At 68.6% G+C, this 18,125-nt stretch carries 22 protein-coding genes and 1 tRNA gene; 15 read left to right on the top strand and 8 right to left on the bottom strand.

Annotated elements, in window-relative coordinates; translation table 11 throughout:
* Positions 1-11 precede the first annotated feature (11 nt).
* The 3 genes from OHA10_RS03335 to OHA10_RS03325 all read left to right on the top strand — a co-directional run bounded on the left by OHA10_RS03335 (position 12) and on the right by OHA10_RS03325 (position 2,529).
* On the top strand, positions 12-635 hold the full coding sequence (locus OHA10_RS03335) for a hypothetical protein (RefSeq protein ID WP_371404693.1): 624 nt from the start codon (positions 12-14) through the stop codon (positions 633-635).
* Positions 636-641: 6 nt separating this feature from the next.
* Positions 642-1,622 (top strand): MazG family protein, encoded by a 981-nt coding sequence (locus tag OHA10_RS03330; protein ID WP_371404692.1) that lies wholly within the window; start codon positions 642-644, stop codon positions 1,620-1,622.
* 64 nt (positions 1,623-1,686) lie between these two features.
* On the top strand, positions 1,687-2,529 hold the full coding sequence (locus tag OHA10_RS03325) for a phosphotransferase enzyme family protein (RefSeq protein ID WP_371404691.1): 843 nt from the start codon (positions 1,687-1,689) through the stop codon (positions 2,527-2,529).
* A gap of 148 nt (positions 2,530-2,677) precedes the next feature.
* Here the strand turns inward: OHA10_RS03325 and OHA10_RS03320 are convergent, their stop codons facing one another.
* A complete protein-coding gene (locus OHA10_RS03320; RefSeq protein WP_371404690.1) occupies positions 2,678-3,142 on the bottom strand; it encodes a hypothetical protein in 465 nt (154 codons plus the stop codon).
* A gap of 70 nt (positions 3,143-3,212) precedes the next feature.
* Between OHA10_RS03320 and OHA10_RS03315 the strand changes: the two genes are divergently transcribed.
* The 6 genes from OHA10_RS03315 to OHA10_RS03290 are packed head-to-tail and all read left to right on the top strand — an operon-like array spanning position 3,213 to position 7,928.
* Positions 3,213-4,055, top strand: coding sequence for a LysR family transcriptional regulator (locus OHA10_RS03315; RefSeq protein WP_371404689.1), 843 nt, complete (start codon positions 3,213-3,215; stop codon positions 4,053-4,055).
* Positions 4,052-4,576: an RNA 2'-phosphotransferase gene (locus OHA10_RS03310; protein WP_371404688.1), complete on the top strand. Its 525-nt coding sequence runs from the start codon at positions 4,052-4,054 to the stop codon at positions 4,574-4,576. The genes OHA10_RS03315 and OHA10_RS03310 overlap by 4 nt, the downstream gene beginning before the upstream one ends.
* 60 nt (positions 4,577-4,636) lie before the next feature.
* Positions 4,637-5,917, top strand: a complete 1,281-nt coding sequence (eno, locus tag OHA10_RS03305) for a phosphopyruvate hydratase (RefSeq protein ID WP_371404687.1) — start codon at positions 4,637-4,639, stop codon at positions 5,915-5,917.
* A gap of 19 nt (positions 5,918-5,936) precedes the next feature.
* Positions 5,937-6,548, top strand: coding sequence for a septum formation initiator family protein (locus tag OHA10_RS03300; protein WP_371404686.1), 612 nt, complete (start codon positions 5,937-5,939; stop codon positions 6,546-6,548).
* Positions 6,545-7,027, top strand: coding sequence for a DUF501 domain-containing protein (locus OHA10_RS03295; protein WP_371404685.1), 483 nt, complete (start codon positions 6,545-6,547; stop codon positions 7,025-7,027). The genes OHA10_RS03300 and OHA10_RS03295 overlap by 4 nt, the downstream gene beginning before the upstream one ends.
* A complete protein-coding gene (locus OHA10_RS03290) occupies positions 7,020-7,928 on the top strand; it encodes an exopolyphosphatase (RefSeq protein ID WP_371404684.1) in 909 nt (302 codons plus the stop codon). The genes OHA10_RS03295 and OHA10_RS03290 overlap by 8 nt, the downstream gene beginning before the upstream one ends.
* Here the strand turns inward: OHA10_RS03290 and OHA10_RS03285 are convergent.
* Complete coding sequence (locus tag OHA10_RS03285) at positions 7,921-8,496, bottom strand: TetR/AcrR family transcriptional regulator (protein WP_371404683.1); 576 nt, start codon at positions 8,494-8,496, stop codon at positions 7,921-7,923. The two genes, OHA10_RS03290 and OHA10_RS03285, sit on opposite strands and share 8 nt — an antisense overlap.
* A 129-nt stretch (positions 8,497-8,625) precedes the next feature.
* Between OHA10_RS03285 and OHA10_RS03280 the strand changes: the two genes are divergently transcribed.
* The gene (locus OHA10_RS03280; protein WP_371404682.1) at positions 8,626-10,056 is read left to right on the top strand and encodes an MFS transporter; all 1,431 of its coding nucleotides are present in this window, start codon (positions 8,626-8,628) and stop codon (positions 10,054-10,056) included.
* Here OHA10_RS03280 and OHA10_RS03275 read toward each other — a convergent pair.
* Positions 10,045-10,560, bottom strand: coding sequence for a flavoprotein (locus OHA10_RS03275; RefSeq protein ID WP_371404681.1), 516 nt, complete (start codon positions 10,558-10,560; stop codon positions 10,045-10,047). The two genes, OHA10_RS03280 and OHA10_RS03275, sit on opposite strands and share 12 nt — an antisense overlap.
* Positions 10,561-10,577: 17 nt before the next feature.
* On the opposite strand from OHA10_RS03275, the gene OHA10_RS03270 reads away from it, so the two are divergent.
* Together OHA10_RS03270 and OHA10_RS03265 are read left to right on the top strand one after the other, a co-directional pair.
* Positions 10,578-11,432, top strand: a complete 855-nt coding sequence (locus OHA10_RS03270) for a uracil-DNA glycosylase (protein WP_371404680.1) — start codon at positions 10,578-10,580, stop codon at positions 11,430-11,432.
* Between the two features lie 55 nt (positions 11,433-11,487).
* Complete coding sequence (locus tag OHA10_RS03265) at positions 11,488-12,231, top strand: hypothetical protein (protein WP_371404679.1); 744 nt, start codon at positions 11,488-11,490, stop codon at positions 12,229-12,231.
* A 24-nt stretch (positions 12,232-12,255) separates the two neighbouring features.
* Here OHA10_RS03265 and OHA10_RS03260 read toward each other — a convergent pair whose 3' ends face one another.
* Positions 12,256-13,008, bottom strand: coding sequence for an LLM class F420-dependent oxidoreductase (locus OHA10_RS03260; RefSeq protein ID WP_371404678.1), 753 nt, complete (start codon positions 13,006-13,008; stop codon positions 12,256-12,258).
* Between the two features lie 305 nt (positions 13,009-13,313).
* Between OHA10_RS03260 and OHA10_RS03255 the strand changes: the two genes are divergently transcribed.
* Positions 13,314-13,439 (top strand): hypothetical protein, encoded by a 126-nt coding sequence (locus tag OHA10_RS03255; RefSeq protein ID WP_371404677.1) that lies wholly within the window; start codon positions 13,314-13,316, stop codon positions 13,437-13,439.
* A 121-nt stretch (positions 13,440-13,560) separates the two neighbouring features.
* On the opposite strand, the gene OHA10_RS03250 is transcribed toward OHA10_RS03255, so the two are convergent.
* From OHA10_RS03250 to OHA10_RS03240, 3 genes are all read right to left on the bottom strand, one after another.
* Positions 13,561-13,643 (bottom strand) — tRNA-Leu (locus OHA10_RS03250).
* Between the two features lie 19 nt (positions 13,644-13,662).
* Positions 13,663-14,205 carry a peptide deformylase gene (def, locus tag OHA10_RS03245; RefSeq protein WP_371404676.1) on the bottom strand — a complete coding sequence of 181 codons (543 nt, stop codon included), beginning with the start codon at positions 14,203-14,205 and terminating at the stop codon, positions 13,663-13,665.
* Complete coding sequence (locus OHA10_RS03240) at positions 14,202-14,708, bottom strand: glycine cleavage system protein R (RefSeq protein WP_371404675.1); 507 nt, start codon at positions 14,706-14,708, stop codon at positions 14,202-14,204. The genes def and OHA10_RS03240 overlap by 4 nt, the downstream gene beginning before the upstream one ends.
* A gap of 104 nt (positions 14,709-14,812) precedes the next feature.
* Here OHA10_RS03240 and OHA10_RS03235 point away from each other — a divergent pair, with 104 nt between their 5' ends.
* Together OHA10_RS03235 and OHA10_RS03230 are read left to right on the top strand one after the other, a co-directional pair.
* The gene (locus OHA10_RS03235) at positions 14,813-15,931 is read left to right on the top strand and encodes a sensor histidine kinase (RefSeq protein WP_371404674.1); all 1,119 of its coding nucleotides are present in this window, start codon (positions 14,813-14,815) and stop codon (positions 15,929-15,931) included.
* Entirely contained in the window at positions 15,928-16,587 is a 660-nt protein-coding gene (locus OHA10_RS03230) for a response regulator (protein WP_371404673.1), read from the top strand. The genes OHA10_RS03235 and OHA10_RS03230 overlap by 4 nt, the downstream gene beginning before the upstream one ends.
* Positions 16,588-16,651: 64 nt before the next feature.
* Here OHA10_RS03230 and OHA10_RS03225 read toward each other — a convergent pair whose 3' ends face one another.
* The gene (locus OHA10_RS03225; protein ID WP_371404672.1) at positions 16,652-17,959 is read right to left on the bottom strand and encodes an NAD(P)/FAD-dependent oxidoreductase; all 1,308 of its coding nucleotides are present in this window, start codon (positions 17,957-17,959) and stop codon (positions 16,652-16,654) included.
* Between the last annotated feature and the right edge of the window lie 166 nt (positions 17,960-18,125).

Below are 18,125 nucleotides of genomic sequence, written 5' to 3'. Positions count from 1 at the left end.
GAGGAGATTCGGTGAGCACACGGCTACGGGCTCTCGGTGCGGTGGCGGCGATCGTGCTGCTGACCGGTGGTTGCGCGGCGGGCACACACCCGGGTGCGGCAGCCGTTGTCGGGAAGACCGAGATCAGCGTCGGCACCGTCGACAAGACCTCGCAGGCGGTGAGCACCGCTCTCGGGCAGAACTACAACACCGCCGCCGCGCTGAGCGATCTGGTGAACAACGCGATCCTCGGGCAGGTCAAGCAGGAGAAGTCGATCTCGATCACGCCGGCGGAGACCGCCGTGGCGGCCAAGAGCGCGGTCGGCGACGACGAAGCGACGTACCAGAAGTTCCAGACCGACACGGTCGCGCGCGACTTCCTGAACGAGGTCGCCACCGCCTCGGTCGTCACCGTCAAGCTCGGCGGCGGGACCATCAAGGACCTGCAGGACCAGGCCAAGCTGCAGCAGGGCCTGCTGGCGGTCAAGGACGCGTCGAAGGACATCAACGTCTCGATCGCGCCCCGCTTCGGCCAGTGGACCGACGGCAAGCTCGACACGACGGTCTCCGGCTCCCTCTCGATCGAGTCCGACCAGACCGCCGCCAAGCGCAAGGCTGCCGCCGACGCCGCCCAGCAAGCCCAGCCCCAGGGCTGACGGTTCATGAGTAGCGGTGGGACGATCACGGTCGTACTCACCAGTCCCCGGGTTGCGCCGGGGCTGCTGACCCGCGCCACCTGGCAGGCCCTCGAGGCAGCCGACGAGATCGGCGCCGCGGGCGGTCCGGGCCGACCGGACGTGCAGGCCGTGATCGGCTCCGGCCTGGTTGTCACCCAGGTCGAGGCCGGCGTGTCCGCCGCGTGGGCGTGGTTGTCGTCCGCGGCCGCCGACGGGCGGCAGGTGGTCTGGCTGACCGGTGACGACGGCGAGCCGGGTCTGCTGCGTGTCGTGTCCGATGAGCTGGTCCGCGAGCCGTCGTACCAGGTGGAGATCCTGCACGGCTCGTACGACGTGCCTGGTGCCCGGCTGATCGACCTCGTGCGGGTGATGGACCGGCTGCGGCGCAACTGCCCGTGGGACCAGGAGCAGACGCACGAGAGCCTCGCGAAATACCTGCTCGAGGAGACGTACGAGACGCTTGAGGCGATCGACACCGGGGACCTCTCGCACCTGCAGGAGGAGCTGGGCGATCTGCTGCTGCAGGTCGCGTTCCACTCGCGGATCGCCGAGGACAACCCCGACGAGGCGTTCACGATCGACGACGTCTCTGCCGGCATCGTCGAAAAACTCATCCGCCGGCACCCGCACGTCTTCGGCACCGTCGACGCCGCGGATGCCGCCGCCGTCGAGGCCAACTGGGAAACCATCAAGGCCGCCGAGAAACAACGCTCCTCGGTCCTCGAAGGCATCCCCCTCGCCCTCCCCGCCCTGGCCCTGGCCGACAAGGTCCTCGGCCGCTCGGCCAAGGTCCTGCCGGATGGTGCTCGCGCTGTCGAGCCGGCGGACTTGACCGCCGAGGAGATCGGCCCGGAGTTGCTCGCCGTTGTGCGTGAGGCCCGTCGGCTCGGCGTCGACGCCGAGCAGGCGCTGCGCCAGTCCGTTGCCGCCCTCGCCGAGGAGATCCGCGCGGCCGAGACCACCTGACCGGGGCACTTCCGCTCGGGAAAATCGGCTGCTCGTGGTGGCGGGTGACTGAGAGGGTGGGCGGGTGGAGATCGCCGAGGTACTACGTGAGCGCTGGGGGCTGACTGCGTCGCGGGTGGAGCCGCTCGACGGCGGGATGGGGTCGTTCACCTGGTCGGCCGTCGGCAATGGCTGGCGGGTGGTGGTCAAGACGGTCGACGGTCGCGACAACGGGTTCGCGCCGGGTCTGGAGCTTGCGGAGCGGCTGGCCGACGGTGGTGTGACAACCGGTCGGCCGGTGCGGAGCTCAGACGGCAGGATCGCCGAGCGGGTCGATGGTCGCGTGGTCGGCGTACTCGAGTTCGTCGACGGCACGCCATTGGGCTCGGCCGAGGCGGACCAACGCGCCATCGGCGGGCTGCTCGGGCGCGTTCATGAACTGTCGGCGGTGGAGCCCGGTGACCTGGAGGCTTGGCTGGGCGTCGTCACGCAATGGGACGACTACCTGGACCTCGAGCCATGGATCCGGCCCGCCTGTGAGTCCGCGGTGTCCGACGCCCTGGCCCTCGACGACCTCTCCTGGGCCGGACTCCACGGCGACCCCGCAACCGACGCATTCCTACGTCGCCCGAACGGCGACCTCGCCCTCATCGACTGGGGCGCGGCCATGTACGGCCCGATCCTGTACGACGTCGCGTCCGCCACGATGTACAACGGCCGCCCTCACGTCGTCTCGTCGTACCTCGACGCCCGCCCCGACCGCGCCGACGAGGTGAACCTCAAACTCGATACCTTTCTGAGGGTGCGGTACGCCGTCCAGGCCGCGTACTTCGCCTGGCGCTGCACCGAAGACGTCCGCGTCGGGATCAAGTCCCCGGCCGAGAACCAGAAGGGCCTGGCCGACGCGCGTCGCTCGTTCGGCTTGTAGGTCTCTTGGGTTGAAGGGATGGCAAAGATGAAGAAGCTGATCGCGCTCGCCGGGCTGGCGGTTCTGGCCGTCGCAGGCGTCGCCACACCCGCCGCCGCTACGCCGCCCTGCCCGATCATGGCGCAGTGGTGCTGAAGAACCGGTGCGGTTAGCCGACGTGCATCGCTCGCTCGGCTTGTAGGTCTCGTAGCACTGCGGCCTCCGTTGCCGCCCAGTTCTTGAAGAGGTACCGGTGCGGTACGACGGGCGTGATCGCCGCGATCACGTCCGCCTTGTCGTCCACGAAGTGCGTGATCCCCAGCTCGGTGCAGTGGAGTGCCTTGTCCGGGCGGCGCAGGCAGAAGCGGACGTTGCCCTCGGCAATGCCGGTCTGCGCGAAGAAGCGGTGATAGCGCAACCATTCCAAGGACCGCTGCTGGATCCGCGGACTGCACTTGGACACCAGCCACGCGTCGCCGAACAACGGCACCAGCCGTGCGATCGCCTCGAAGGCGCCCGGTACGGCGGGGGTTCGCAGCATTGCCGCTGTGTCGCCCGAGAAGAACGACGTGTCACCGGGGCCTGAGGATCCGTCGATGATCACTCGTCCGATGTCGATTCCCAATCTGTTCATGCATCCAGCGTCAGTGACCTCATCTATCCAGCAAAACTAGTTCTTATCGACATAGCTATAGTTTCTGGTGATGGAGCTGATTGCGGAGGATCTGCAGGCTTTTGCGGTGTTTGCTGAGCATCGCAACTTCACGCGTGCGGCCGATGAGTTGCATGTCAGTCAGCCGGCGTTGCACACGCGCATCCGGAAGTTGGAAGCGCGACTGGGGGAGCGGCTGTATGTGAAGCAGGGCCGGCAACTGCTGTTGACCGGCGCCGGGGAGCGGTTGGCGGCTTTTGCGAACGACGCGAAGGACCGGGCAGCAGACTTCCTGCGCACGCTGGACAACGCCCCACCTCGACCGCTGGTGCTGATCGCCGGCTCTGGTGCCTACCTGTACCTGCTCGGCGACCAGCTCCGCCGCTACCTGACCCGCGGACGCGAGCTTCGGCTGCGGACCGGCGATGCCGGGGCGACGTTGGACGCGATCCGGCACGGATCGGCCGACGTCGGCGTCACCGCGCTCGGGATCCCGCCCGACGACCTCGACTGCACGCTGCTCGCCCAGGTCCCGCAAGTGCTGATCGTGCCGAAGGGGCACCGGCTCGCGGAGCGTCGTACCGTGCGCCTGAAGGACCTGCAGGACCAGGCGCTCGTCGTACCGCCGAAGACGCGCCCGCATCGGCAGCAGCTCGAGCGGAGCATGCTCGATCAAGGCATCCGGTGGTCCGTCGCAGTTGAGGCGGAAGGGTGGGAACTGCTGGTCCACTTCGTCCGTCTCGGTATCGGGCCCGCAGTCGTGAACGGGTCCGTGCGAACGACCGCCGCACTCCGGAAGATCCCCGTGAAAGACCTTCCACCGGTGCGGTACTACGTCGTGTCGCGGCCGGACCGGGGTGAGCGGGTGGTGGAGCTGACGAGGATGCTGACGTGAGCCGTGACAGCAGAGCGATCTCCAGGCTGCTCCGCCACACTGCCGGTGAGCGCGGCCTCACGATGAGTGCGGACGGCTGGGCCGCGATCACCGACGTACTGCGTGAGCTCGCCATCGATCGCGCAGCGCTGGACAAGGCGGTCGAGGAGAACGACAAGCAGCGGTTGCAGGTCGACGGCGACCGGATCCGCGCGTGTCAGGGGCATTCGCTCGCAGGGATGCCGGTGACACGTGAAGCCTTGGAGAACAGTTGGGAACGGGTCTACCCGCAGGACCTCCTCTGGCACGGCACCACCCACGCCGCGCTGACGTCGATCCGGCAGGAGGGACTGAAGCCCGGACGGCGTACACATGTGCACTTGGCGCCGTCGAAAGACAGTCCGGTCGGGCGGCGCACACGCGTAGAAGTCTTGCTGGGTGTGGATTCCGGCAATCTCGCGGTCTTTCGGGCGCCCAACGGAGTGTTACTGACGCGGGAGGTACCAGTGGATGCGATCGTTAGGACCGACGCGGTCCACTGAGGCTGGTGGTCTGGAGGCTAGGCTCGGGACCGATTCGTCATCGAGAACTTGGGAGTCAATGTGGCCACCATCGAGGCCGTCGGCGCCCGCGAGATCCTCGACTCGCGCGGCAACCCCACTGTCGAGGTCGAGGTTCTGCTCGACGACGACACCGTCGCCCGGGCGGCCGTCCCGTCGGGCGCGTCCACCGGCCAGTTCGAGGCCGTCGAGCTGCGTGACGGCGACAAGGAGCGGTACGGCGGCAAGGGTGTCCAGAAGGCGATCACCGCGATCCTGGAGGACATCGACAAGGAGATCGTCGGGTACGACGTCCACGAGCAGCGGCTGATCGACCAGGCCCTCCTCGACCTGGACGGCACCCCGAACAAGGCCAAGCTCGGCGCGAACGCCATCCTCGGCGTCAGCCTCGCCGTCGCCAAGGCGGCCGCGGACAGCTCCGGCCTGCCGCTGTTCCGCTACGTCGGCGGCCCGAACGCGCACGTCCTGCCGGTGCCGATGATGAACATCCTGAACGGCGGCGCGCACGCGGACAGCAACGTCGACGTCCAGGAGTTCATGATCGCCCCGATCGGCGCCGCGACGTACGGCGAGGCGCTGATGCAGGGCGCGACCGTCTACCACGCTCTGAAGGCGGTGCTGAAGGAGCGAGGCCTGTCCACCGGTCTCGGTGACGAGGGCGGTTTCGCGCCGAACCTGGCCAGCAACCGGGAGGCCCTCGATCTGATCGCGGTCGCGATCGAGAAGGCCGGCCTGCAGCTCGGCAAGGACATCGCGCTGGCGATGGACGTCGCGGCGAGCGAGTTCCACACCGACGGTGTGTACGCGTTCGAGGGCGGCAAGAAGTCGGCCGACGAGATGATCGCCTACTACGCCGACCTGGTCGCGTCGTACCCGATCGTCTCGATCGAGGACCCGCTGAACGAGGAGGACTGGGACGGCTGGAAGAGCCTGACCGGTCAGCTCGGCGACAAGATCCAGATCGTCGGCGACGACCTGTTCGTCACCAACGTCGAGCGGCTGCAGCGCGGTATCACCGAGAAGGCGGCGAACAGCCTGCTGGTCAAGGTGAACCAGATCGGCTCGCTGAGCGAGACCCTGGACGCCGTCGACCTGGCCCACCGCAGCGGCTTCACCTGCATGATGAGCCACCGCTCCGGCGAGACCGAGGACACCACGATCGCCGACCTCGCGGTCGCGACCAACTGCGGCCAGATCAAGTCCGGCGCCCCGGCCCGGTCCGACCGCACCGCGAAGTACAACCAGCTGCTCCGGATCGAGGAGGAGCTCGACGACGCGGCGACGTACGCCGGTCGCTCGGCCTTCCCGCGCTTCCAGGGCTGATCCTTCCGGAGGTTCAGGTATGCCGTCCCGTCGGGAATCCGGTGCACGCCCCGGCTCGCGTCCGTCGAGCCGGACCCAGTCGCGTCCACCGGCCCGGCGGGGCGACCAACCCAAACGCCGTACGGCGGGAACCCAGGCCGACCCGCCCCGGACCAGGGGCTCACGCAACCTGACCGGGCGGGCGGCCGTCGTACTGCTCGTCCTCGGGGCGTTGATCGTGTCGTACGCGCAGAGCCTGCGGGTCTGGTTCGACCAGCACCAGCAGGTCAGCGCGCTGCAGCAGGAGATCCGCGACCGGGAGAAGCGGGTCGGCGAGCTGAACGACGAGATCGCCCGCTGGGACGACGACGCGTACGTCAAGGCGCAGGCGCGGCAGCGGCTCGGCTGGGTGATGCCGGGCGAGGTCGGGTACCGCGTGATCGGCGCGGACGGGAAGCCGGTCGGCGCCCCGCCGGAGCCGTCGACGCCGTCGGACGGTCCGGCCGACACGGAGAAGCCGACCTGGTACACGAAGCTGTGGGGGAGTGTCGAGGGCGCAGGCAAGCCGCCGGTGGCCGCGACACCGACGCCGACGCCGGCCAAGCCCACCCCGAAGCCGATCATCACGCCGTCACCTAAGGTGACCAGGTGAGTGTCAGCCCCGCCGATCAAGAAGCAGTAAGCAAACAGCTCGGCCGTACCGCGCGAGGGATCCGTTCGATCGCGCATCGCTGCAGCTGCGGGCTCCCGGATGTGGTCGAGACCGAGCCGCGGTTGTCGGACGGTACGCCGTTCCCGACGACGTACTACGTGACCTGCCCGCGGCTCGCATCCGCGATCGGGACCCTCGAGGCGTCCGGGATGATGAAAGAGATGACGGATCGCCTGGCCGAGGATCCGGAGCTGGCCGAGCGCTACCGCGCCGCCCACGAGTCCTACCTCGCGCACCGCGAGTCGATCGAACACGTCGAGGAGATCGCCGGTATTACCGCCGGCGGCATGCCCACCCGCGTGAAGTGCTTGCACGTCCTGGTCGGCCACTCGTTGGCTGCAGGTCCGGGCGTGAACCCCCTCGGCGACGAGGCGCTCGCGGCCCTGGACGACTGGGGCCGTCGAGGCCCTTGTGTCTGAGCGCGTTGCCGCGATCGACTGTGGGACGAATTCGATCCGGCTGCTGATCGCGGAGCTGGTCGACGGGCAGCTGGTCGAGGTCGATCGGCGGATGACCATCGTCCGCCTCGGTCAGGGCGTCGACGCCACCGGCGCCTTCGCCCCTGAAGCGTTGGTGCGCGTCTTCAAGGCGGCCTCGGAGTTCGCAGCCGTCATCCAGTCCCGGGCTGTCGCACGGCTCCGCTTCGTCGCCACCTCCGCAGCCCGGGACGTCAGCAACCGCGACGAGTTCCTCACCGGCATCGAGGAGCGTCTCGGCGTACGCCCAGAGATCATCTCCGGCACCGAAGAGGCCGAGCTGAGCTTCCGTGGGGCCACCAGCTCCCTCGACCTGCCCGCGCCGTACCTCGTGGCCGACATCGGCGGCGGCTCCACCGAACTGGTCCTGGGCGACAAGACCGGCGTACGAGCGGCCGAATCCCTCGACATCGGCTCCGTCCGCCTCACCGAACGGCACGTGACCACCGACCCGACCTCCCCGGCCGAGCTGGCCGCGATCACCAAGGACATCGACGCACTCCTCGACAGCACCGCAGTCCCGCTGGCGGACACCCGCTCGCTGATCGCGGTAGCCGGCACCGCCACGACCGTGGCCGCGGTCGCCCTCGACCTCCCGGAGTACGACCGGGACGCGGTCCACCACGCCCGCCTGAGCGCCACAGACGTACGCCGAACCACTACCTGGCTGACCACGTCGACCCGCGCCGACCGATCCGCCGGACGCTCGATCCACCCCGGCCGAGTAGACGTCATCGGCGCCGGCGCCCTCATCCTCCAGCGCCTGACCGACCGCCTCCCCGTAGACGCCCTGACCGTCTCCGAACACGACATCCTGGACGGAGTCGCGCTCTCGCTTATCTGACGCGGACGCCGTCGAGGGCGATGGTGAGGACTCGGTCGCGTTGGGCCTGGTCGACGAAGCCGGCCGCGGTGAGGCCGCTGACCATGCGGAGGAGGTCGTCGAACGAGACGTCCTTGCGGGCCTCGCCGGCCTCCTGGGCGCGCTCGAACAGCGGCGTGCCGGCGGCGTACATCGCGGCCCGGGCCGCCTTGAAGCTCTCGGTCTCGCGGTTCAGCGACTCCCAGATCGCGCGCTTGGTCGCGGCGTACTCGACGAAGCGGTGCAGCCAGGTCGTGAGCGCCTCCCACGGCGGTAGATCGGCCACCTTCTCGGCGGCGATGCACAGCTCCTCGATCTCGCCGAAGTACACCGCGTTGAGCAGGTCCTGACGGTTCGGGAAGTTGCGGTAGAGCGTGCCGATGCCGACCCCGGCCTGGCGGGCGATGTCCTCGAGCGACGCCTCGACCCCCTTGGAGGCGAACGCGTCCCGGGCGGCGGCGAGCAGGGCGTCGAAATTCCGCCGCGCGTCCGCCCGCTGCGGCCGCCGTACGTCGACCTGCAAAGCCGGCCTGCTCTGCTCGCTCACCATTCGATCACCTTAGCCAGTTGTTACCGGAGGCATCCCTCCGCTATAGTGGAGGCACACCTCGACTTTACCAGGCCGGGGACTCCCGCGCCGTCGTACGGCGCGATCACACCCCTTTCGAAGGACTTCTGCATGCCTGTCATCAGGTCTGGAAACCCGCGACTGACCTTGGCGGTCCTCGCCACGGTCGTCGCATCGTTCTCGATGTTGCAGTCGCTGGTGAGCCCGGCGCTGCCCGTCATCCAGCACGACCTGCACACCACCCCGAGCACGGTCACCTGGGTGTTCACCGCGCTTCTGCTGTCCGTCTCGGTCGCGACGCCGCTGCTCGGCCGCATCGGCGACATGGTCGGCAAGGAGCGCACCTTGTTCATCGCGCTCGGCGCGCTCGCCGTCGGCTGTCTGATCGCGGCGCTGGCGCCGAACATCGGCGTACTGATCGCTGCTCGCGTCTTCCAGGGGGTCGGCGGAGCCGTGTTCCCGCTGGCGTTCGGGATCATCCGGGACGAGTTCCCGGCCGAGCGCGTGCCGTCCGTGGTCGGCGTGGTCTCCGCGATCATCGCCGCCGGAGGTGGGCTGGGGATCGTGCTGGCCGGCCCGATCGTCGAGTGGCTCGGCTGGCGCTGGCTGTTCTGGATCCCGATGGCGGTCGTCACCGCGTCGGCCCTGCTGGTACGCCGGTACGTCCCGGAGTCACCGAATCGCGTCGCAGGCCGGATCGACTGGCTCGCTGCAGCGTTCCTGTCCGGCTGGCTGATCGCGCTGCTGCTTCCGTTGAGCACCGGGCGCACGTGGGGCTGGGGCTCGTTCCGTACTGTCGGCCTGTTCGCGCTGGCCGTCGTACTGCTGGTCGGCTGGATCACCGTCGAGCTTCGGTCGCGGAACCCGCTGATCGACATGCGGATGATGCGTCGCCCGGCGGTGTGGACGACGAACCTGGTGGCGCTGCTGTTCGGTGCGGCGATGTTCGCGGTGTACGCGTTCGTGCCGCAGTTCCTGCAGATCCCGAAGGCCGCTGGGTTCGGCTTCGGGGCGAGCGTGACGCAGGCCGGTCTGCTGATGCTGCCGATGCTGGTCACGATGGCCGTCACCGGGTCGCTGAGCGGTCCGCTCGCACCGCGGTTCAACGTGAAGGCGCAGGTCGTCTCCGGCTCCGCGCTGAGCCTGGTCGCGGCGCTGATCTTCGCCGAATTCCACGACCAGCAGTGGCAGGTCGCGGTGTCCACGGCGCTGTTCGGTATCGGCCTCGGCCTCGCCTACGCGTCGATGACCAGCCTGATCGTCCAGAACGTCCCACGTGAGCAGACCGGCGCGGCAACCGGCATGAACACCAACATCCGCACCATCGGCGGCTCCATCGGAACAGCCCTGGCCAGCTCCATCATCACCGGCCACCTCCAGCCCTCGGGTCTCCCCGCAGAGTCGGGCTTCACCGACACGTTCCTGCTGCTGTCAGCCTTCGCCGCGGCGGCCGTCGTACTGGCGCTCGCGATCCCGAGCCCGCGTCGTACACGCCCCATCGAGGCCACCGAGCCGCAGCCCGTCGAGGAGCTAGCTGCTTAGTCCGTCCACGGCGCCGAGAATGCGGTCCCAGGGCAGATTCCGCCCGTCGGCGGCCCGCGGCCCCCATTCAATGAGTGCGACACTTGCGCGCCGCAGCGTCTCCAGGTGACCGGCCCACGCGGGATGCCTCGCGTGGGCCGCGTTCACCCGCGGGAACACGACCATCGGCGTACTTCCGAGACCCTCGGACAGGACAGACAGCGCTTGGTTGTCGCCGATCCCGAGCGCCAGCTTGGCGACGGTGTTCGCACTCGCAGGCGCGGCGACGAGCACGTCGATCGGCGGATGCGGACGCGGCTCCCCAGGTCGCCGTGGCTGGGACCGCACCGGGAGCCCGGTGATGCGCTCCAGCTCCGACCGCTCGGCCGATGCGATCCACTCCGCGGCCGTCGGGGTGAGCGTGAGGGCGACCTGGTGACCGCGATCGAGCAGCGGGGCGATCAGGCTCTCGCGCAGTTGCTCGACCCCGCCGGTGGCGGATGCGACGACTCCGATGGTGCTCATGTCTTTAGTCTGAGGGGATGAAGCTGCCGCACCCGTTGACGGGGGAGTTGTTCGAGAGCCCGGTGCCGCCGGGGAGCGGGTGGCCGGAGGATCCGGCGGTGCGGGGGACTCCGGTGGCGCACGGCCCGGGTGAGGTGGTGAAGCTCGCGGCGACCGACGACCTGCACGAACTCGAAGCGCGGGTGTCCGTCTGCCGCGCCTGTCCGCGGCTGGTGGAGTGGCGGGAAGATGTTGCTGTAGGCAAGCGAAAGTCTTTCGCCGACCAGCCGTACTGGGGCCGCCCGATCCCCGGCTGGGGCGACCCCGCCCCGCGCATCCTGATCGCCGGCCTCGCCCCCGCGGCGAACGGCGGCAACCGTACCGGCCGCGTCTTCACCGGCGACCGCTCGGGCGACTGGCTGTTCGCCTCGCTCTACCGAGTAGGTCTCGCCAACCAGCCCACCAGCGAACACGCCGGCGACGGTCTCCAGCTGACCGGCGCCCGCATGATCGCCGCCGTCCGCTGCGCCCCACCTGCCAACAAACCCACCCCCGACGAACGCGACAACTGCGCCCCATGGTTCCGCCGCGAACTGGAGCTGTCCCTCCCCACCACGAGAGCCATCGTCTGCCTCGGCAAGTTCGGGTACGACGCCCTGCTCAGCGGACTCGCCGCGCTGGGCGCAACCATCCCGCGACCCCGCCCCAAGTTCGGCCACGCTGTGGAACACCAGATCCCAACCCCACAAGGCGAAATCACCGTCCTCGGCTGCTTCCACCCCAGCCAGCAGAACACCTTCACCGGCAAACTCACCGAGTCCATGCTCGACGCCGTCCTCACCCGCGCGAAGACGTTGGCAGGGTTATCCACAGGCCCACGCGACCGAGGTTGACCCGGGTGGTGAAGGTGTTGGAAGCTCCCGGCATGCTTCCGATTCGGGTGTTCAGATGACAGGCGGGAATCTGCCCGAGCAGTCCCGCGGACGCCCGGCCACGCGTCGGGAGGCGGGCGGCGTGGAGCGCTCGACCGCCACGCCACAGATGCCCGGCGCCCACGAGGCGACGAACCTCAACTTCATCCCCGGCCCGGATCGGTTCCACTACTGGAGCGAGATCTCCGACGACGTGAAGGCGTACCTCGAGCGCAAGGTCGGGCCGAAGATCGACTGGTGGGCCGACCAGCACAAACGAGAACGCGACCGGCCATACGCCGTCGTACTCGGCCCGAACGGCCTGGCGGTGACCACTCCAAAGGTCAACCAGCAGGGGCAACGCACCCAGAGCGTGCGCCTCGATCTGTTCGTACCGTCGAGCCTCAAACACGCCGTCGTCCAGCAACAACCGACCAAACCCCGCGGTGCCCTGCGCTCGCTCGTGTCAGGCCGAGTCGGCAACCCCGAGCCCGCGGCCCCGCCGCCGCAGCTGAACCTCACGCAGGACATGCGCGGCTTCCTCGGCAACTTTCCCCTGGAAGCGCAGCATCGCCTGCAAACGCCGTTCCTCGGATCGCAGCCCGTCAAGCACTACCTGTCCTATGCCTACGGCAACGACGAGGAGTACGACGCCTGGTGCTTCCTGGCCGGCGATCGAACCGTCACCTTCGCCTCCGGCCGCTGCGCCCGCCCGAACGGCGCCGACCCGACCCAGGCAACCTGGCACCTGACCTGCTACCAGGCCGACATCGCCCGCTGAGTTGTCACCGGGCGGCGTCCGTTGTCAGGCGTTCTGCTCGTCCCGCCACGCGATCCACTGACGAGCAGTGTCCAGGTCGTAGTCGGGGCCGCTGGTCGACGTCGTGAACAGACTGACGCCCAGCTCGCGCAGCGGCGGCCCGGCCTGGCGGGGATCGCCTCCGACGTGCACGGAGTACTCGATGGATGTGGGATCGCGGCCGATCTCCGCACAGTACTTCTTCAGCAGCCCCAGCTTGCGAACCAGGTCGTCACCCTCGGCAAAGGTGTTCCAGATATCGGCATGCTCAGCAACGACCCGAAGCATCTTCTGCTCACCCCCGCCCGCGATCAGAATCGGCATCCGCCCGACCGGCGCCGGGTTCAGCGCGGCCAACCGCCTCTTGATCCTCGGCAACGCCTCCGCCAGCTCGGCAACCCGCTGCCCCGGTGACGGAAACTCATACCCATACTCAACAAACTCCCGCTCCTTGAACCCGGCCCCGACCCCAAGGATCACCCGCCCACCACTGATGTGATCGACAGTCCGAGCCATGTCGGCCAGCAGGTCCGGGTTCCGATAACTGTTACAACTGACCAGCACCCCAAGCTCCACCCGAGCCGTCTGCTCAGCCAACGCGGCAAGCGTCGTCCACCCCTCAAAATGCTTGCCCTCAGCATCCTTCCCCAACGGAAAGAAGTGATCCCAGGTAAAGAGCGCGTCCGCCCCCAGCGCCTCCACCTCACCAGCCGCCCGCCGAATGTCCCCATACTCAGCCCGCTGCGGCGCCAACTGCACACCAATCCGAACAGGTCTCACGAAAGCCGCCCATCTCGCGCCAGACAAAACACTCGACCATAGGCCACATCAGGTCCACGCCGCACACGAATTGCACCCGCGACCGGTTCCTGCAGGGCGGGCCGCGCCCACTTGCTGGGGATCAGGCCGACCGCCCTCCACATCAAACGAGCCACTTGGCCTCTGGTTGCCCGGGATCCCCGTCCGAGCGGCCGAAGTCGCCGCCAGCCTGTCGGTTCCACCCTCTACAGAGTGCGCGCCGTGGGTTGAGTACACGTCTGCCCCACCGCATGTCCTGTACCGGGATGGGGACGGAGTGGGCGAGCCCGCACGAGACGACCTGGGCACGGATGTGGTCGGTCGCGCGGCAGCGCGTACTCGCCGGCGGCAGCCGGCAGGTCGTCGGCGGCAGCCGACCGACCCCGCGATAGCGGGAAAGGATGTTCCGGGCGATAAGCCCGGGGGTGGGTGGGAGCACGCGTGGGCCGACCACACTCTCCATCACACGCGCGTGGGCCGGAGCCCACTCTCCGACAACAACCACCTGTCCTGTGCCCGGGACGGGATTCGAACCCGTATGCCTGTTAGGGCCGCGAGGTTTAAGCTCGCTGCGTCTGCCGTTCCGCCACCCGGGCTTCGGACTGAGGGTACAAGCTATTGGTAGTTCTTCCGCGGGTAGACAGCGTGGGCACCGGCGACGCGGTCGAGGAAGAGCTTGCCGTTGCAGTGGTCGATCTCGTGCTGGAGCGCCCGGGCCTCGAAGGCGTCGGTCGTGATGGTGACGGAATCACCAGTCCCAGGAAGCACACCACGCACGGTCAAACGAGTCGCCCGCTTGACGTCACCGGTGAAATCCGGGACCGACATACACCCCTCACGAGCCTTCTCGTTCCGAGAAGCCTCGACCACCACAGCGTTGCACAGCACGAAGACCCCGTGGCAGGTACGAGTCTTCGGATGACCGCTCACATCCAGCGAGAACATCTGCGCCGCCACCCCGACCTGCGGCGCCGCCAGCCCGACACACCCGGGCGAGACCCGCATCGTCGCCACCAGATCCGCCGCCAGCTGAATCATCGAAGGATCGAGCGGGTCCACCGAAGCACCCTCGGTAGCAAGCACAGGATGCGGGGCCCGAACCACCTCCAGCACCTGACCCTCGACATCCAGCAGCTTGGGCGACCAGGAGGAGATCACAGGTCGTCGCTCTCCGCCGGGCGCAAGGTGACGCCGACCCCGAGCTCCTCGGCGGTGATCTCGAGCGCGCGATCCAGCATCTGCAGCTCCGCCGACGGCGGCAGCTCGACCTCCGCGGTCAGCACGTACAGCCCGCCGCTCAGCCGCGTCGCCAGATCCGTGATCGTCCCGCCTGCCGCCGCGATCATCCGCGTCACCGCCGCCACGATCCCCGGCCGGTCGGCCCCGTGCACACTCAGCATGTACGGTGCACCGATCGGCGCGTGCTCGTGCTCCGGACCCATCGCGCGCACCGTGATGACCAGCTCGCCCTGCAGCGGCTCCAGCGCCGACTCCACCTCGTCGATCGGCCCCGCGCAGACGATCATCATCGCGAAATGACCGCGCAGCAGCGTCATGGTGGTGTCTTCGAGGTTGACCCCGGTGCCGACCAAGGCCCCGGTGACGTCCGCGATGATGCCCGGGCGGTCCGGGCCGATGACGGTGACAGCGAGCTGACTCATGCCCGGCAACCTACCGTTGACCTAAGTACCGCAAGAAAGCGACTTCGGTATCCGGACAGCCCCAACGCCGCGGGAGAACGCTTACGCGCCGCTACATTCGAACCATGAAGGAGCTCTTCCGCCGAAGTACGCGCGACTGGATCGTGGACAGTGTTGTCTTCGTCGTCGCGGTCTTCGCGGGGTTCCTCCTGTACGACGAGGGCAGCAAGGACCCGATCAGTCCGGGCCTGCTCGCGATCGACTTCTACGTCGGGATGGCGCTGTGCGTCACGCTCTGGTTCCGCCGGCGCTGGCCGCTCCTGCTCGCGATCGTCGGCGCTGCCGTGTCGACCTTCTCTGACACGGCCGGGATCGCCGCCCTGATCCTGATCCTCACCGTCGCGATCCACCGGCCGCTACGGACGACCGTGCTGGTCTTCGGGGTGAACGCGATCAGCCTGGCCATCTACATCCAGATCAGGGACAAGCCGGACGATCCTGCGGCCCTCGTGATCGCTGCGATCTCCGTGTACGTCGCGGTGGCCGGCTGGGGTCTCTACATCCGGTCGCGCCGCCAGCTCCTGCAGACGTTGCGGGATCGCGCCGATCGCGCCGAGACGGTCGCGAGACTCGAGGCCGAGCAGGGCCAGCTCCGTGCCCGCGAGGAGATCGCGCGCGAGATGCACGACGTACTCGGGCATCGGCTCTCCCTGCTCAGCGTGCACGCGGGCGCGCTCGCGTACCGGCAGGACGCGTCCGCGGACGAGGTCGCCGGTGCGGCCGAGATCATCCGGGCCAGCGCACACCAGGCGCTGCAGGATCTCCGCGAGGTGATCGGCGTACTGCGGGCTCCCGTCGGTGAACTGCCGCAGCCCGCGTTCTCCGACCTGCCCGCACTCATCGACGGCTCCCGCGAGGCGGGTATCCCCGTCGATCTCACCCTCGATGCACCGGGCGCGATGCCCGAGCACGTCGGGCGTACGGCGTACCGGATCGTGCAGGAAGGGCTGACCAACGCGGTCAAGCATGCGCCGGGCGAACCGGTGACGATCAGCGTGACCGGTGCCCCCGGCAACGGTTTGTCCGTGGAGCTGCGCAACCCCGCGCCCAACCGCAGACGAGGAGACGGCCAAGGTTTGAAGGGACTCAGCGAACGCGCCGCCCTGGTCGAGGGCCGGATCGAACACGGCCGCACCCCCGACGGCGACTTCCGCCTGTTCGCCTGGCTACCGTGGCCCGCATGACCATTCGGGTACTGATCGTCGACGACGATCCGTTGTTGCGGGCCGGGCTGAAGTTGATGCTGGGCGGTGCGCAGGACATCCGCGTGGTCGGTGAGGCCGGCGACGGCTCCGGCGTCCAAGGGCTGATCGACCGGCTCGCTCCGGACGTGATCCTGATGGACATCCGGATGCCGGGCACCGACGGCCTGACCGCGACCGAGACGGTACGCCGCCGTCCGGGCGCACCCGAGGTCGTCATCCTCACCACGTTCGACGCCGACGAGCACGTACTCCGGGCGCTCCGCGCCGGCGCGGCCGGGTTCGTCCTGAAGGACACCCCACCGGGCGAGATCGTCGAGTCCGTACGCCGGGTCGCGGCCGGGCAGCCGGTCCTCTCGCCGGCCGTCACCAAACGCCTCATCACCCGCGTCGCGGACTCCGGCACCGACAACCGCAAGGCCAAGGCCATGGCCCGGCTCGCCGATCTGAACGACCGCGAACGCGAGATCGCCGTCGCGGTGGGGGAGGGGAAGTCGAACGCCGAGATCAGCGCGACGCTCTACCTCAGCGTCCCGACCGTGAAGACGCACGTCTCGCGCATCCTCACCAAGCTCGACCTGAACAACCGTGTCCAGATCGCGTTACTGGTACACGACGCGGATCTACTGCACGAATGAAGAAGGCCGGCCCCCGGCGAGTCGAGGGCCGGCCGATCAGGTTGTCACGACTGGTCAGGACTCGTTACGACTGGGTGGCCCGGCGGAACTCCTCGTTCGGAGTCTGCAGGCTGCCGAGGCTGGTGACCTCGCGGCGGAAGAACAGCGCCAGCGTCCAGTCGAGGATGACGCGGGCCTTCCGGTTGAAGGTCGGGACGCGGGACACGTGGTACGTCCGGTGCAGGAACCAGGCCAGCCAGCCCTTCACCTTCACGCCGTACAGCTGGGCGACGCCCTTGTGCAGGCCGAGGCTCGCGACCGAGCCGACGTACTTGTGCCTGTAGTCCTGCGGCGGCTGCCCGTCGATCACCCGGAGGATGTTCGCGGCGAGCTGGTGCGCCTGGCGGACGGCGTGCTGCGCGTTCGGGGCGCAGTACGCACCGGTCTCGCTCGTCAGGTCCGGTACGGCGGCGTTGTCGCCGGCGGTCCAGGCGTCGTCGAGGCCCTCGATCCGCAGGTTCGGCAGGGTCTTGATCCGGCCCTTCTCGTCCAGCGGGAAGTCGGTCGCGGCGAGCGCCGGGTTCGCCTTCACGCCGGCGGTCCAGACGATCGTGTCGGCGTCGAACTCCTCGCCGTCGCTGAGGATCACGTGGCCCTTCTCGCAGGACTCCAGCCGGGTCTCCAGCCGGATGTCCATGTTGCGCTTGCGGAGCTGGTCCACGGTGTACTTGCCGAGATCCTCACCGACCTCGGGCAGGATCCGCCCGGTGGCCTCGACCAGGACCCAGCGCATGTCCTCGGGCTTGATGTTGTCGTAGTAGCGGGTGGCGTAACGGGCCATGTCCTCGAGCTCGGCGAACGCCTCGACACCGGCGTACCCGCCGCCGATGAAGACGAACGTCAGCGCGGACTTGCGCAGCGCGGGGTCGGGCTGCGACGAGGCGACGTCGAGCCGGTCGAGGACCTTGTTGCGCAGTGCGATCGCTTCCTCGACGTTCTTGAACCCGGTGGCCTCGTCGGCCAGGCCGGGGATCGGCAGGGTGCGGGCGATCGAGCCGAGCGCGACCACGATCTGGTCGTAGGCCAGCTCGTACTCCGGGCCCTCCTCGGGCATCACCTTGGCGACCTTTCCTCCGTGGTCGATACCGGTCACGCGGCCGGTCACCACCCGGCAGCCCTTGAGGGTCTTGCGCAGCGGCACGACGACGTGCCGCGGTTCCACCGAGCCGGCCGCCGCCTCGGGCAGGAACGGCTGGTAGGTCATCACCGACCGCGGGTCGACCACAGTCACGCGGATCCGGCCCTTGCGGGCGGCGCGACGCAGGCCGTACGCGGTGTACATCCCGACGTAACCGCCTCCGACGACGAGGATGTGCGGTACCTGGGCTGTCATGCGGTTCACTCTCCCTGAGTGGTTCAGCGACTTCATGTTCACTTCAACGTTAGGGGCTCGTGAAAGATTTCACAAACCCCCTCAGGGGTGATCTCACCCACCGAACATCCCCCGCCCGAGGGACTCCTCATGTCCTTATGGTGGGCCCGCGGAGCGCCTGGGACCA

Origin of the sequence: Kribbella sp. NBC_00662, assembly GCF_041430295.1 — a bacterium.
Taxonomy (GTDB): domain Bacteria; phylum Actinomycetota; class Actinomycetes; order Propionibacteriales; family Kribbellaceae; genus Kribbella.
Note: the sequence above shows the minus strand (reverse complement) of the source record. Positions and strands in the feature narration are given on the sequence as shown.